At 69.4% G+C, this 14,624-nt stretch carries 12 protein-coding genes; 1 reads left to right on the top strand and 11 read right to left on the bottom strand.

Going from position 1 to position 14,624, the window contains the following annotated elements:
* Window positions 1-8 precede the first annotated feature (8 nt).
* The 11 genes from MME74_RS18240 to MME74_RS18190 all read right to left on the bottom strand — a co-directional run bounded on the left by MME74_RS18240 (window position 9) and on the right by MME74_RS18190 (window position 12,911).
* Entirely contained in the window at window positions 9-1,772 is a 1,764-nt protein-coding gene (locus MME74_RS18240) for an alkaline phosphatase family protein (RefSeq protein ID WP_267416547.1), read from the bottom strand.
* A gap of 61 nt (window positions 1,773-1,833) precedes the next feature.
* Window positions 1,834-2,877 (bottom strand): ABC transporter ATP-binding protein, encoded by a 1,044-nt coding sequence (locus MME74_RS18235; RefSeq protein ID WP_267416546.1) that lies wholly within the window; start codon window positions 2,875-2,877, stop codon window positions 1,834-1,836.
* On the bottom strand, window positions 2,877-3,677 hold the full coding sequence (locus MME74_RS18230; RefSeq protein WP_267416545.1) for an ABC transporter permease: 801 nt from the start codon (window positions 3,675-3,677) through the stop codon (window positions 2,877-2,879). The genes MME74_RS18235 and MME74_RS18230 overlap by 1 nt, the downstream gene beginning before the upstream one ends.
* Before the next feature lie 2 nt (window positions 3,678-3,679).
* Window positions 3,680-4,507 carry an ABC transporter permease gene (locus MME74_RS18225; protein ID WP_267416544.1) on the bottom strand — a complete coding sequence of 276 codons (828 nt, stop codon included), beginning with the start codon at window positions 4,505-4,507 and terminating at the stop codon, window positions 3,680-3,682.
* The gene (locus MME74_RS18220; protein WP_267416543.1) at window positions 4,504-5,583 is read right to left on the bottom strand and encodes an ABC transporter substrate-binding protein; all 1,080 of its coding nucleotides are present in this window, start codon (window positions 5,581-5,583) and stop codon (window positions 4,504-4,506) included. The genes MME74_RS18225 and MME74_RS18220 overlap by 4 nt, the downstream gene beginning before the upstream one ends.
* Before the next feature lie 43 nt (window positions 5,584-5,626).
* The gene (locus MME74_RS18215) at window positions 5,627-6,097 is read right to left on the bottom strand and encodes a DUF3830 family protein (protein ID WP_025102846.1); all 471 of its coding nucleotides are present in this window, start codon (window positions 6,095-6,097) and stop codon (window positions 5,627-5,629) included.
* Window positions 6,094-6,852: a gamma-glutamyl-gamma-aminobutyrate hydrolase family protein gene (locus MME74_RS18210; protein WP_267416540.1), complete on the bottom strand. Its 759-nt coding sequence runs from the start codon at window positions 6,850-6,852 to the stop codon at window positions 6,094-6,096. Before MME74_RS18210 ends, MME74_RS18215 begins: the two co-directional genes overlap by 4 nt.
* A complete protein-coding gene (locus MME74_RS18205) occupies window positions 6,849-8,339 on the bottom strand; it encodes an aldehyde dehydrogenase family protein (RefSeq protein ID WP_267416539.1) in 1,491 nt (496 codons plus the stop codon). The genes MME74_RS18210 and MME74_RS18205 overlap by 4 nt, the downstream gene beginning before the upstream one ends.
* A 115-nt stretch (window positions 8,340-8,454) precedes the next feature.
* Entirely contained in the window at window positions 8,455-9,480 is a 1,026-nt protein-coding gene (locus MME74_RS18200; RefSeq protein WP_267416538.1) for an Lrp/AsnC family transcriptional regulator, read from the bottom strand.
* Between the two features lie 87 nt (window positions 9,481-9,567).
* Entirely contained in the window at window positions 9,568-10,215 is a 648-nt protein-coding gene (locus MME74_RS18195) for a hypothetical protein (RefSeq protein WP_267416537.1), read from the bottom strand.
* A gap of 143 nt (window positions 10,216-10,358) precedes the next feature.
* Entirely contained in the window at window positions 10,359-12,911 is a 2,553-nt protein-coding gene (locus MME74_RS18190) for a purple acid phosphatase family protein (RefSeq protein WP_267416536.1), read from the bottom strand.
* A gap of 271 nt (window positions 12,912-13,182) precedes the next feature.
* Here MME74_RS18190 and MME74_RS18185 point away from each other — a divergent pair, with 271 nt between their 5' ends.
* Entirely contained in the window at window positions 13,183-14,580 is a 1,398-nt protein-coding gene (locus MME74_RS18185; protein ID WP_267416535.1) for a hypothetical protein, read from the top strand.
* Window positions 14,581-14,624 lie beyond the last annotated feature (44 nt).

Here is a 14,624-nt window from a genome sequence, read left to right as displayed (position 1 = left end):
CGGGCGGGTCAGCTGCTCTTCGGAGGGCCGAACAGCTCCTCACCGTGTTCGTGCAGCAGCCGGTAGGCGTCGGCGAACGTCTCGGGGTCGCGTTCCCCGGGCTTGCCGTAGCGCGCGAGGAGCAGGCCGAGCAGGCCGCGTGCCGGCGGGGTGAGCGGCTTGAGGTGGTCCTGCTCGTTCGGCTGCGGCGTCCCGTCCTCGGGGTTCGGAGGAGTGTACGCGGGGGTCGTGACCGGCCAGTCCGCGGGATGCCGTGGACGATCCAGGTTCACGACGTTGTAGAGGGTGTTCGCCGAGGCGTCGCGGTCGTTGAGCGGCTTCAGGCCGTGCAGGCGGGAGAGCGTCGCGGTGACGGAGCCGTGGTGCATCTCGTCGTGGATGATCGACCCGCGTCTCGTGTACGCCGACACGGCGATGGCCGGGACCCGGCATCCGAGGCGATCGAAGGTGAAGCCCATCTCGCCGGCCTTCGTGTCCGGGGTGGGTTTCGTCGCCGCGGGCGGTGGCACATGGTCGTAGCATCCGCCGTGCTCGTCGAACGTGATGAGCAGGAGGGTGTTCACGGCGTTCGACCCCTGAGGTGACGCGCTCGTGCGCACGGCCTCGTAGATGTCGTGGATGAGTCGGTCCCCGGCGCGCACATCCGAGATCGCGCTGTCGAACACCTCTCGTCCCGCGACATCGCTCGCGCGGGGTGCGCCGAACGGGGGATGGAAGTCGTTGTGGTCGTAGACCATCCGCGGCTCGATGAACGCGTACGCCGGGAGGGTGCCGTTCTTCGCGTCGGCGTAGAAGTCCTCCATGGTGCCGAAGTGGTCGGTGCGCCAGTACTTCTCGAGCACCGCGGCATGCAGCATCCCCGTGAACGAGACGAGCTGGAGCTTGTCGATGTAGACCTTCCAGCTCACGTGCTTGTCCTCGAGCCGATTGAACACCGTCGGTGCCGCGGGCGCATCGATCCACTTGTCGTAGCCGCCGCCCGCCTGATTCGTCACGAAGCCGTGCGAGGTGGACGCATGGAAGAACGAGCGGTTGCAGAACGTCTGCGACGGGACACCGGCGTACCAGTGGTCGAACACCGCGAACTCGGCGGCGAGCGTCGACAGCACGGGGAGCATCTCGGGCGAGAACGAGCCCATGATGTGCTTGGCCTCGTCGACGCTCGGGTCGGTGCCCTTGCGCAGACGGCGGAAGTTGATGATGTAGTCCTGGAGGAAGCCCGACATCGTGGCCTTCTCGCCGTGCGTCGGGGCGTTGAACGGCGCCGTCATCTGGTCGACGAAGAGGTCGGCGTTGGTCTTCGGGTCCACCGTGCCGAAGATCTGCGTGTTGACGTGCGGGTACTCCTCCCCGGGATCCGGGTCGGGGAGGCTCATGATCCGATCGGTGTCGCCCTCGTAGACGTGCGCCTCGATCACCGTGCCGTCGGAGGCCGCGTTGCTGTGCTTTCCGAACGCCAGTCCCTCGAACGTCTCCCCGTCCGGCAGATTCTCCTTGGAGTACAGATAGCCGAGGAGGTTGTCGAAGGAGCGGTTCTCGCCCATCACGACGACGAGGTGGTCGAAGCCCGGCTCGCTGCGCGGAGTGAGAGCGGCGAACGGATCGGGGGCGTCCGCGAAGCCGTCGCGCGCACCTCCCGCGACGGACGCTCCGATCGCCGCACCACCGGCTCCGCCGACGACCGCGCCCGCGAGCGCCGCACCGCCGATCTTGAAGAAGCCTCGGCGAGACGTGTCGGAAACCGCAGGGGAGGAGGAGTCGTCATCGGCCACGAGGCGATCCTATTGCGGGGCTCCTCCGCCGCGCGCGGTGTCGGCTCCGTCGACCACGACGTCAGGCGGCGGCGATCCAGAGCACCGCGCCGTCGCGCCAGCCGAGACCGGCGGTGCCCTCGGGGATAGGCTCCTCGTGCCGCGGGCGGACGACGCGCATCCGCTTGCCGGCGAGTTCGACGATGTAGACGATGTCGGCGCCGCGGTACACGTGGGTGACGACCTCGACGCTCACGGGAGCATCGGCGCCGACGACGGGCGACAGCCGCAGGTCCTCCTGACGGAGCACGACCTCTCCGGCGCCGTCCGGACCCGCACCGGTCATCGGCACCTGGATGGCGGTGCCGTCGAGCGTCGCGACCGCGCCGGAGCGGGTCGCGGGCAGCAGGTTGGCCGCGCCGATGAAGTCGGCCGCGAAGGGGGTGCGCGGTGCGCCGTAGAGCTCCGCCGGTGCACCCTCCTGCTCGATCACGCCGCCGTTCATGAGGACGATGCGGTCGGAGAGGCTCATCGCCTCCTCCTGGTCGTGCGTCACGAACACCGTGGTGAGCCCGAGCGTGCGGTGCAGCTCCTTCAGCTCGACCTGCATGTCCTCACGCAGCCGCGCGTCGAGGTTCGACAGCGGCTCGTCGAGCAGGAGCACGCGGGGCTCGAACGCGATGGCGCGGGCCAGGGCGACGCGCTGCTGCTGTCCGCCCGACAGCTGTGCCGGCATCCGATCGGCGAGGTGGCCCATCTGCACGCGCTCCAGGGCGCGCACGGCCAGCTCCTTCTGCTCGGCCTTCGACTTCTCGCCCGACATCCGCAGACCGAAGCGCACGTTCTCGACCACGCTCATGTGCGGGAAGAGCGCGTAGCTCTGGAACATCATGCCGAGGTGGCGCTTCTCGGGCGGGAGCTTGGTCACGTCCTGACCCGCGATCTCGATCGTGCCGCCGCTCGGCGACTCGAGCCCCGCGATGCAGCGGAGCAGCGTGGTCTTGCCGCAGCCCGAGGGGCCGAGCAGGGAGACGAACTCCCCGGACTGCATCGAGAGGTCGATGCCCTTGAGCACCTGGGTCCCCTTGAAGTCCTTGGTGAGAGCAGTGATGGTGAGTGTTGTCATCAGACGAACAACCTTCCCAGGCCGATGATGCGTTCGAGCACGATCATGAGGACGACGGTGAGCAGGACCATGAGGGTCGAGACGGCCGCCACGGTGGGCGACGTGCTGAACTCCAGCTGGCCGTAGATGGCGATGGGCAACGTCTCGAGCTGCGGGGTGCGCAGGAAGAGGGCGATGACCGCATCGTCGAACGAGATGTTGAAGGCGAAGAACGCGCCGGCGGCGATGCCGGGGCGGGCGATGGGGAGCACGACCAGGCGGTAGCGGTTCCAGGTGCTGGCACCCAGCGTGCGCGCCGCCTCCTCCGTGAAGTGGTCGGCCCTGGTCATGACGCCCGTGACGGTGCGCATCACGTAGGGGATCGCGATCACCACGTGGATGGCGATCAGGACGCCGACGTTGGGGGCGCCGATCGTGAGCGACGCGATGGACAGGGCGCCGATCGCGAGGATGATCGTGGGGATCGTCAGCGGCGACATCAGCAGGGCCTGGATGGCCGCGCCTCCCGGAACCTTGAACCGGGTGAGGGCGAGAGCGGCCGCCGTGCCGATGGCCGCGGCCACGATGGCGACGGTGACGCCGACCAGCAGGCTCAGCCGGAACGGCTCGAGGTAGGTGTCGGACGTGAGCGCCTCGACGTACCAGTCGAGCGTGAAACCCTGACCCGGGAACGTGAGGAAGCGGTTCTCGCCGACGGAGGCGCCGGCGACGACCATGAGCGGCACGAGCATGTACAGCGTCACGACCACGCCGAGGACGATGGCGAGGACCCTGCCGAGGATCGGAACGGAACGGACCATGGTCACACCTTCTGCTTCCCGAGTCGGGACGTCGCCGCGAGCACCAGCATGACGCCGGCGAACAGCAGCACGGCCTGGGCGGCGGCGAACGACCAGTCGAGGTTGGTGGTCGCGTCGACGTAGATCGTCTGGGCGAACACCGGGATCTGGGCCCCGCCGATGAAGCGGGGAGTGATGAACGAGCTCACCGACAGGACGAACACGAGCGAGGCGCCGGCGACGATGCCGGGGATCGCGAGGGGGAGGACGACGTGCCACAGCGTGCGCCAGAACCCGGCGCCCAGAGTGCGCGACGCCTCTTCCAGCTGCGGCCGGATGCCGGAGATGACGCCGAGGATGCTGAGGACCGCGAACGGCAGGAGAACCTGCACCATCGCGATCACGACACCGGTCTCGGTGCCGAGGAAGCCCTGGGTGCCGCCGACGAGGAACTCGGCGCCGGGGATCTTCATCAGGAGTCCGGACGGGCCCATCAGGACCACCCAGCCGAAGGTGCGGACCACGACGCTCGTCATGAGCGGCAGGATCACCACGATCAGGAGGAAGGAGCGGACCTTCGATCCGGCGCGGGCCATCACGTAAGAGAGGGGGATGGCGATGACCAGGGTGATCACGGTCTGGATCACCCCCAGGCGGAGCGAGCGCAGCGCCGCCTGGAGGTGATATTCACTCGAGAAGAGTCGGGTGAAGTTGTCGAGGCTGAACCCGCCTGCCGACGATTGCACGCTCATGAGGAGCATGCCTGCCACCGGGGTCACGAAGGCGAGCGCGAGCAGCACGATCGCCGGCAGGAGCAGGAGCCAGGGCTCCCTACGGGTTCGAACACTCATTTGGTGATCAGCGCATTCCACTCATCGGTCCAGGACTGCCGCGAAGCCGCGACATCGCCCGGAGCGTAGACGACGACCGAGTCCAGCTCGTCACCCGTCAGCACCGCGTCCGCGGCGTCGTCGGAGAGCTCGGTCTTGGTGTTGACCGGGGAGTACCGCATGTTCTCCGCGAACACGGCCTGCGCTTCGGGACGCAGTTCGAAATCGACGAAGAGCTTGGCGAGCTCCGGGTTGTCCCGGCCCTCGACCACGTTCGCGGTGATGAGAGAGGCGGTGACGCCCTCTTCCGGGACGATGAACTCTACCGGAAGGCCCGCGTCCTGCAGCGTGCCGGCGTAGTCCATCGCGTACGGTGCGAGCCACGTGTCGCGCTGGGCGAACGCGGTCTGCAGGTCGGGCGAGGTCGGGACGACGATCGCGTCACCCGAGGAGGCGAGCGCACCGAGGTCGGCGATCGCCTTCGACGGGTCGTCGATGCCGCCGCCGAGTGCGTCGGCGACGCGGAGCATCGAGAGCACGCCGTAGGTGTTCGAGAAGTCCGTGAGCGCGACGTGGCCCGCGTAGGCGTCGTCGAACAGGTCCAGCCACGAGGTGGGGGCCGGAGCATCCGCCTCGGTGTTGTAGACGAGTCCGATCGGCGCGAGCTGGATGACCGGTCCCTCGCCCCGCTCGAGCCCCGCGGTCGCGAGGTCGATCAGGTCGCCGGACTCGGACAGCTCGTCGGCCTTGATGGGCGCGATGAGGCCGTCCTTCGCCGCGGTGAACTCCTGTCCGCCGGAGAAGTGCACGACGTCGATCTGCGGGCTCGCCTTCTGGGCGGTGACCTGCGCGAGGGCGTCGGCGCTGTACAGCGTGATCAGCTCGACCTTGGCGCCGGTCTCCTCCTCGAAGGGATCGACGACGGCCTCGATGAAGGCCTTCTCCCAGTCGCCGCCGAACGAGGTGACGACGATGGTCTCGCCGGCGAACTCCTTGTCGCCCGACGATGCGCTGTCGTCACCGGCCGAGCAGCCGGCGAGGACGAGGGCGCCGGTGGCGATGAGCGCTCCGGTGGTGAGGATTCTTCGGGTATTCATGCACTGCTCCTTCGGGATGGGTCCAGCACGGGGGTAGAGACGCCTAGACCAGGCGTCCGATGGTGAGCTGCTTCGCTCCGTCGATACGGATCGCGGCGCTCTCCTGAGCGAATTCCGCGAGTCCTTCGGTGATGCCGGCCCAGATGTTGACGGGTGTCCATCCGAGCGGGCCGAGAATACGGGCACCACGATCGTAGAAGACTCCGATCTCGTACCACTCGAACGGCAGTCCGCCCATCTGCATCGGGCGCTGCCAGTACCACTGCAGGTCACCGGGTGCGGGCACGACCTGCTGGTTCTCCGCGGGCACGGCCTCGGGGTCGAAGTTCTGCGCCTCCTCGGGAAGCCCGACCATCACCTCGGGGCCGGCGTACATCGCGTGCATGGCCTGCATGGTGACCGGCTTCTCCAGCGCACCCCACATGGCCTCGCAGGTGCGAGGGGCGAGGTCCTCGAACAGGGTGGCGACGGCGCGGACGCCGTTCTCGTACTCGAGGAAGACCTGCTTGGTCATCGTGTTCCTTTCTCCGCAGCGGGGTGTTCCGCTGCTCGTTCACGGGCGGCCGAGACGAACGCCGCGAACAGCGGCATCTCCTCTGCGGCCTCATCGGGGTCGATCATCTTCTCGGGGTGCCACTGCACCGCCCAGAAGGGCCAGTCGCCGTCGGCCTCGACGGCTTCGACGATCCCGTCCGGAGCCCAGGCGACCGGGTGCAGGCCGGGGGCGGGGACGTCGATCGACTGGTGATGGATGGTGTTCACGGTCCGCTGCCGGGTGCCGTAGACGGCGGCGAGGCGACTGCCCTCGGCGATCGTGATCGGGTGCCGCGCGGCGAGCTGCTGGTCGGCAGCGCGCACGGGTCCGTGGTGCTCCGTGTGGGGGATGTCGACGAGGAGAGACCCTCCGAAGGCGATGTTGCTGACCTGGAGCCCGCGGCAGATCGCCAGCACGGGCAGACCGCGCTCCCGGGCACCGAGCGCGAGCGCGATCTCGAAGCCGTCGCGGGCGGGGTCGTAGGTCTTCCCCTCCTGGGGGTCGGCGCCGTAGTGCGAGGGGTGCACGTCTTCCCCGCCGGAGAGGACGAGTCCGTCGAGGCGGTCGAGCACCTCGTCGACGCCCGCGGTCGGCGGCAGCAGCACGACGGCTCCCCCCGCGGCCTCGACCGGCGCGGTGTACTCCGTGCCCAGGCTGTGGGCGGGGCGGCCGTTGCCGAGGTCGGTGTCGATGAAGCGACGCCAGGTGGTGACGCCGATGAACGGGCGGGTCACGAGAGCTCGATCCAGGTAGTCTTCAGATCGGTGAACTTCTCCAGGGCGTGCAGACTCTTGTCACGACCGAAGCCCGAACCCTTGACCCCGCCGAAGGGGATCGTCATGTCGCCCTCCTCGAAGCAGTTGACCCACACGATCCCGGCGCGGAGGCGTCGCGACAGGGTGTGCACGGCGTTGAGGTCGGTGCTCCAGAGCGCGGCCGCGAGGCCGAACTCGGTGCCGTTGGCGATCTCGAGCGCGTCGTCCACGTCGTCGTAGGCGATGACGGAGAGCACGGGTCCGAAGACCTCGCGCTGCGCCACTTCGTGCCGGGGCGTGACGCCGAGCACGACGGGGGCGAAGTAGCTGCCGCCGTCGACGGCGTGGAAGCGGTCCGCACTGCCGGCCGCGAGCCGTCCGCCCTCGGCCTGCGCGCGCTCGACGAAACCGGCGATGCCCGCGAGCTGCTTCTCGCTCACGATCGCACCCATCGAGGTGTCCACGGCGAACGGGTCGGCGGGAAGGCTCGTGCGTGCGACCTCGGCGGCGATCTCCAGTGCGCGGTCGTACTGGGAGCGGGGGACGAGCAGGCGCGAGGATGCCGTGCACATCTGGCCCTGGTTGTAGAAGCAGCCGTCGGCCGTGGCGCGGACCGCACGCTCGAGGTCGGCATCCGGCAGCACCAGGCTGGCCGTCTTGCCGCCGAGCTCGGGCCAGACGCGCTTGCCGTTCGAGGCGGCCGAGTAGCCGAGGAACATCCGGCCGACCTCGGGGGATCCGGTGAAGGTGACGACATCGACGTCGTGGTGCTCGCCGAGCGCGCGGCCGGCGACCTGTCCCGTGCCGGGGGTGACGTTGAGCACCCCGGCGGGGATGCCGGCCTCGACGGCGAGCTCCGCGAGGCGGAGGGCCGAGAACGTGGTGTGCTCGGCAGGCTTGAGGATGACGCTGTTGCCGACCGCGAGGGCGGGAGCGAGCTTCCAGGCGGTCATCGTCAGCGGGAAGTTCCAGGGCACGACGGCGGCGACGACACCGGCGGGCTCGCGGGTGACGAGGGCCAGGCTCCCCGGAGCCGTGACCGGCATCTCGTCGAGCACCTTGTCGGCGGCCTCGCCGTACCAGCGGAAGCAGTTCACGACGGCACGGAGCTCGGTCTGCAGCGCCTCGCGTACCGGCTTGCCCATCTCGAGCGAGATCGTGAGCGCGAGTTCCTCGGCGTTGTCGTGGATCTTCTGGGCGAAGGCGATCAGCAGCTGTCCGCGCTCGCGGGGGGCGATGCGCGACCAGGCGCCGGAGTCGAACGCGGCGCGTGCCGAGCGGACGGCCCGGTCGACGTCTGCGGCCGACGCGGCCGCGATCTGCGGGAGCACACGACCGTCTCGCGGGCTCACGGGTGCCAGGGGCTCGGCCGAGCCCTCCTCCCACGCGCCGTCGATGAACATGCGCGTGCGCAGGGACAGGGTCGCAGCGCGATCCGCCCAGTCGTCTCCAGTAGCCGTGAACACGGTCGTCCTCTCCAGGGGTGATGGCCCTGGAGAGGATACTCGCCCTATTTCGCCACTAGGTCAAGCTGTCACGAACGATCTCGCCATTTCGTTACATGCCAGTAACAGAATCGGACTACAACCGAATTGCGCCGGTGGGCATGTCGTTGGCCAGCGCCTCGGGTGCCTCGTCGACGATGAGCGAGCCGCGCAGCACGGGCGTGATGACCACCAGCGACTCCACGACCTCGAGGCCGTCGTGACCGGCGACCGCGGGCCCGGTGAGGAACTCGTAGAACTCGTCTGCGTCCTTGACGAGGACGTTCGCGAGCAGCTGCGACGTGCCGGTCGTCGCGGCGATGAACTTCACCTCGGGGGCGGCCGCGAGTGCCGCGCCGACCTTCTCCAGTCGGGCCATCGGCACCCGCAGCCACACGAGGGCCTCGAGCCCGAGGCCGAAGAGTCGCGGTACGACCTCGGTGCGCGGGTGCATCAGGCCGCGGCGGCTGAGGGAGTCCATCCGCCGACGGGTGGTCGTGACGTTGAGGCCCAGCGATCGGGCGAGCTGGGCCACCGGCATCCGTCCGTCCTTCAGCAGCAGCCGGATGAGAGCCTCCTCGTCCTCGCTCAGTGAATCCGCCGGGTCGACCTCGGAGCCGGACGACTCGTCGAGCTGACGCGCCTGCTCGTCGGTGAGCACGCCCGCGCGCCAGTCATGGCCCGAGCGGAAGAACTTCAGAACGGTCGTGACGTTGATCGAGTCGATGCCCTCGAGCTCGGGGAAGTCGGTGAAGAGCAGTTCGCGGATCGAGGCGTCGTCGTGGGGGAGCAGCATGCCCGCGATGTCGCTGCTGCCCTCCAGTACCGAGACCGAGGAGGCGTCGGCCCGACGCGCCAGCGTGCGCGCGACGTGCCACAGCGCGTGGGGTTCGGTGGTGATGCGGAACAGCACCGCGCGGGCATGCAGCACGCGGGCAGGATCGACGTACGTGGACACGCGCACGAGTCCGCGGTCGAGCAGTCGCTGGCCCCGTCGGGCCACGGTGCGCTCGGGGAGGTCGACCACGCGGGCGATCTCTCCCCACGACGCGCGGCCGTTCACCTGCAGGGCCGCGGCGACGATCCGATCGGTCTCGTCGGCCATCACATCGTTCGCGGGCACGGGTTCTCCTTCACCGGGGACGGACTCGGGTGAAGGTTATCCCAGTCGGCGGGGTCGTCGAGGCGTCGGCGAGCCTGCCCGTGTGCGTCAGATGTCGCTGAAGTCGTTGCCGCCGGTGCTGAGGCGGCTCACGACATCGCCGGTGATCTTGAGGTCTATGTACTCCACACCGACCTCTCCGGGATTCACAAGAGATGACGTGCCGGGAACCTCTCGCACACCGATGCTCAGGTAGTCGGCGACGCCATCGCCGTCTTCATCCCAGCCGTCCACCGCTCCGGCGGCCATCGCCTCGGCGCGCGTGGAACCGATGCCGATGCCCTCCGGGGTGCGGAAGATCACACCGGGGGCATCCGTCGACACGACCAGGTCGATACGGGTCTCGCGGACCGTCGCCTTCGTGCCCTGCCAGTCGTATCCGGAGGACACCGCGCCGTACGGGCCCTCGACGGCTCCTTCCGTCGGAGCTGATCCGAAGGCGTCGGTGAGGGCGGCGACAGCGCCGTCCGGGTCGTCGTAGGCGATCACGGCCCCATCGTCGACCGAGAGGCCGTCGACCGAGATCTCGACGACCCGCTCCGCAGGGGTGGGGGACGCAGAGACGACGGGCGACGATGACGGCGACGGTGACGGTGTCGCTGAACCGTCCGTGCTCGCCGGGGAGCAGGCGACCAGCGAGAAGCCCAGGAGTGCCGCTGCGACCGAAGCGAGGACGAGGCGAGAAGGATGGCGCATGGCCTGAGCCTAGGGTGTGCGAAGGAAGGGGCCGGCTCCCCGTGAGGGCCGGATCCGCATCGTTATCGACGGGATATCGCAGCGCGACGAAGGGCGCCGCCGAGGCCGAAGCCCCGACGACGCCCTCGTGCGGACCAGGCGGGCTACTCCGCCTCGGTCGCCTCCACCGTGGCGTGCTGGCGACGACGGCGCATCGCGAACAGGCCGAGGCCGGCCGCGAGCAGCACGACCGCCGCGACGATGTACGGCATGCTGTCGGCACCGGTCGTGGCGAGATCGCCGTCCGACACACCGCCCGAGCCGTCACCCGGAGCGACCACGCCACCGCCGGGCGCCGCCGTGACGGTGATCGCGGCGGTGACCTCGGTGCCGTCCGGGAGGATCACGGCGAGGGTGTGCGCACCGGCGGGGGTGTTCGCCGGGATCGTGACCGTGCGCTGGAAGGAGCCATCCGCCGTGACGGTGGCCGTGCCCAGCTGCACCGGGTCGGAGCGCAGCTCGAGCCGCAGCTCAGCGCCCTCCGCGAAGCCGCTGCCCGACACCGTGACCGTGCCGCCGGCCTTCACGGATGCCGCGCCCAGCTCGATCTCGGCCGGGACCTCGGGCTCCGGAGTGACCGGGGGAGTGACGCCCTTCTCGGTGACCCACTTCTCGCCGGCGTCCGACTTCGTCACGGTGAACGTGTCGTAGACGGCGCCGACGGGGAGGTCGGTCGTGGCGCCCGGCTGCTTCTCCGCGAGGTACGAGCGGTAGACCAGCTGGTTCTTCGAGACGTCGATGACCTGGTAGGTCGTCACGCCCTGGCCGCGCAGCACCTGGGTGGCGCCGTTGTTGGTCCAGACGTTCTTCTCGGGGGTCTCCAGGTCGTAGTGCTTCGCGCCCGAGTTCGACACGACGTAGACCGGGCCGGTGGTGATTCCGGGGGTCTCGGTGGCATCGGTGTTCACGTAGCCGCGGGCGTAGGTGTGGTCGTGACCCATGAGCACCAGGTCGATGTCGTTGCGCTGGAAGACCGGCAGCCATTCGGCGCGCAGCACCGGCTCGTCACGACCCTCGGATGCCGAGAACACCGGCTGGTGGAACGTGACGACGTTCCACTTCGACGGACTGTTCTGCAGGAGCAGGTCGAGCCATGCCGCCTGGAAGCGCGTCCACAGCACGCCGATCTGCGACGACGGGCACTCCGCACCGGTGCAGGAGGGGAGTCCGGCCGGGGTGAGGAAGGTCGTGTCGCGGGTCGCGTTCAGGGTGATGAAGCGCACGCCCTGGTAGTCGGTGTAGTACGCGGTCTCAGCGGCGAACGAGCTCCAGTGGTCGAAGAACGCGCGGTACTGCTGCGCGACGGCGGAGTCGCCCTTGGCCAGGTCGGCCAGCTCGCCGATCGAGCTCGTGGACGGGTTGTTGTGCGGGTACTCGAACGCGGCCTTCCAGGCGGTGAGCAGCTTGTCGCCGGAGTATTCGTGGTTGCCGGGGGCGGCCATGACGTTGGTGCGCACGGCCGAGTCCTTCATGCCCTTGAACCAGTTGACCCACTCGTTCTCGTTGCTCGACGTGTTGATCAGGTCGCCCGCGTGCACGGAGCCGATTGACCGGGGTGCGTTGGCCTCAGCCTGCTTCACGACGCTCGGCCACGTGGTGTCGAGGCCGATCTGGGCGTCGCCGTAGTAGATGAACTGGAAGTCGGTCGCCTTCGGGTCCGCCGTGCGGAACAGGAACCAGTCGCTCCAGCTGCCGGGGAGACCCACGCGGTACCGGTACTCGGTCGCGGCGGTCAGCCCCGTGACGGTCGCCGAGAAGTGCTTGTTCGGGTTGCCGTTCACGACGCCCGCGTCGTAGGCGTCGACCGTACGGGTGTCGCCACCGGCGGACGGGGCGATCTCGACCTGACCGACCGTGTGCGAGGCATCGCCGGCGAGCCACGAGAACGACTGCGAGACCGCAGGCTGCTCGGTCGGGGTGAGGATGACGCGGGTCGGCGGGGCGACCACGGGGGCGCCGGGATCCGAGGCCTTGACGAGGGTGAGCGACGACATGTCGAAGTAGATGTCGGAGCTCGTCTCGCGGTCCTGGAACAGCGACACCGCGATGGTGTTCGTGCCGTCGTGCAGCAGCTCGCCCTCGGCGCTGAACGTGCTCGTGAGCGGGTCGCCGTTGGAGTCGCCCGCGTACTCGACGTTCTTGGTGTCGGTGATGCGGCCGTCGACGTAGCGCGCGACCTCCTCGCCGTTGATCCAGACGATGATCGCGTCGTCGTAGGTGATCGTGCTCTGCAGGGCGGCGACCTGTTCGGCCACGCCCGCCTCGAGCTCGAACGTCGTGCGGAAGAAGTAGGTCGGCACGGTCGGGGCCTTGGTGCCGTCGAGGTAGTGGTTGAGCAGCGTCTTCGGGGTGTGCGGGCCGACCGGGGCGAGCTTTCCGCCCTTCGCGCCGAACGAGCCGGGAGCGGTCTTCCACGCGGCGTCGTCGAAGGCGGGCAGCGTCCAGTCGCGCAGGGCGGCGGGCGCGGGAGACGGGTCGGAGCCGTCGTCGAGGTAGTGCCAGGCGGTCTCGCCGGTGATCAGCGAACCCGTCGGGACCTCGGGATCGGGTGCGGCGAGGGCCGCGGGGGCGACGACGGCGCCGCCGAGCAGGGCGAGGAGCGCGACGGACGTCAGTCCGCGACGCCGCCACCGCACCGCAGGGGTGGGGGAGGTCATGTCAGTCCTTTGTGAGGTGGGGGTTTCCGTGCTCAGCCGCACGGGGCCCGTCCAGCCCATCGAAGCGGGATGACCGGGGCCTGACCTCCGGGCGACCGGGAGGTGAACGGCTGTCGCGACACGCGCCGCACCCACGTCCGGCCGCGGTTGCGCGCACCCCGGCGGCTGATTCGAAGCCGATATCTTGGCGCCGCGGAACCGAGCGCCTGGGATCGATCGGTGCGCGCCTTCGATATGGTCCGCGGAGCGGGCAACCAGGGAGGGGTGTGTCATGGCGGACCGGGATGACAGGAGAGGGTTCGGAGGGGTGCTGCATCGTCTCGTCGCATCGACCGTCGAAGCACCGGCGGAGGTGAGGAGCGACCCCGTCCGTGGCGAGGCCGTGGTCGCGGCGGAGACGAAGTACGCTCGCTCCCTTCGACGGGCTGTCGGTGTGGCGGCGCTCGTCGGCTCCCTCCTGGTGGGCGTGCAGGTGCTCTTGGCGTGGTTGACGAGGACGGCTGCCGAAGCCCAGCAGACGGCCGTCTCGGTGGTCTCCCCGGCGACGCTCGACGGGCAGCAGGGAGGTGCCGCACTGCTGCTTCTGCTCCCCTCGTCGATCGCCCTCCAGGTTCTCCTCCGGATGCCCCGGGACCACGAGAACGTCGAGCCGGAGGATGCCGTCGCGCATCGGCAGTTCTGGGGACGCATGGCGGCGGTGGTGGCGATGGCATCCGCATTCGTCGCCCTCTCGACCTTCGTGAACGCGGCCGTCGCCAACGTCACCGTGAACTCTCTCGATGTGGTGGAGATGTTCGGCGTCCCCGCCGGCGCAGTGCTGGCGCTGCTGATCGCTGCGGATGCGGCGACCCAGGCGGACCTCGAAGCAGTGAGGCTGAGCCTCGCCTCGACGCGGACCGCGGAGGCGATCGAACGGACGCGCGCGGCGGTGTCGCGCATACCGGGCCGGGCAGACCAATCCCCGAAGCGGTCCCTCGTCATCCAGGGGGTCGTTGTCGGCGTCGTGGTGATCGGCGCCGGGTCGGCTCTCGTCCACGGGATGATCGGGCACGCGGGGTTGACGGCCGCGTACGCGTTCTTCGCCACGGCGCTGTCGGTGTTCGCGTTGGGCACCGCCGCCCAGATGATCCCCTCCGTGCTCCAGGCGAAGATCCTGGACACGGTGATCGTGCTGGTGCCGCCGGCGCTGGTCACGGTCGTCGTCGTGCTCGAGGGCGCCACCACGGCGATGCGGTTCGCCAGCGGGGAGGATCAGAGCCGGTACCTCACCGGGCTGACGTATGGGCTGCTGATCGCGCTTCCGCCGGTCATGATCGTCGCGGCGCTCGTGTTGCCTCGCGGCCGAGGACGAGTTTCGTCCCCGCTGTTCGCCGTCGCACGATCGAGCCTCCTGGCTCAGATAGCGCGGTTGGAGAAGGTCGAAACGCGGGGGGAATCGGATCCGTGGCGGGTGTTCGCGGCGCTGGCGATCCTCGCGAGCCCGTTGCCGCCCGTGGCGCTGGTGCTCGCGGTCATCGCGACCTGGCAGCGTCGCCAGAGCACGGATCGGCGACGCCCGCTCATCGTCGGGGCGTGGGTCGTGGCGGGGACGGTGGCGGTGATCGAGATCGTCGCGGTCGTGACGCTTCCGATCTACGGACAGGTTCTGGGGTGGTTCGCGGCGCAGTAGCGCGGGGCGACCGCGCCGGAACCACCCGGATGCGCCCACCCGCC

The organism is Microbacterium oxydans, assembly GCF_026559675.1.
GTDB lineage: Bacteria > Actinomycetota > Actinomycetes > Actinomycetales > Microbacteriaceae > Microbacterium > Microbacterium oxydans_D.
The sequence above is the reverse complement of the archived record's forward strand: the minus strand, read 5'-3'. Positions and strand labels throughout refer to the sequence as shown.

Coding starts and splice junctions, on each gene's coding strand:
- MME74_RS18235 (WP_267416546.1), bottom strand. CDS start 2,877: ATGACAACACTCACCATCACTGCTCTCACCAAGGACTTCAAGGGGACC.
- MME74_RS18230 (WP_267416545.1), bottom strand. CDS start 3,677: ATGGTCCGTTCCGTTCCGATCCTCGGCAGGGTCCTCGCCATCGTCCTC.
- MME74_RS18225 (WP_267416544.1), bottom strand. CDS start 4,507: ATGAGTGTTCGAACCCGTAGGGAGCCCTGGCTCCTGCTCCTGCCGGCG.
- MME74_RS18220 (WP_267416543.1), bottom strand. CDS start 5,583: ATGAATACCCGAAGAATCCTCACCACCGGAGCGCTCATCGCCACCGGC.
- MME74_RS18215 (WP_025102846.1), bottom strand. CDS start 6,097: ATGACCAAGCAGGTCTTCCTCGAGTACGAGAACGGCGTCCGCGCCGTC.
- MME74_RS18195 (WP_267416537.1), bottom strand. CDS start 10,215: ATGCGCCATCCTTCTCGCCTCGTCCTCGCTTCGGTCGCAGCGGCACTC.
- MME74_RS18190 (WP_267416536.1), bottom strand. CDS start 12,911: ATGACCTCCCCCACCCCTGCGGTGCGGTGGCGGCGTCGCGGACTGACG.
- MME74_RS18185 (WP_267416535.1), top strand. CDS start 13,183: ATGGCGGACCGGGATGACAGGAGAGGGTTCGGAGGGGTGCTGCATCGT.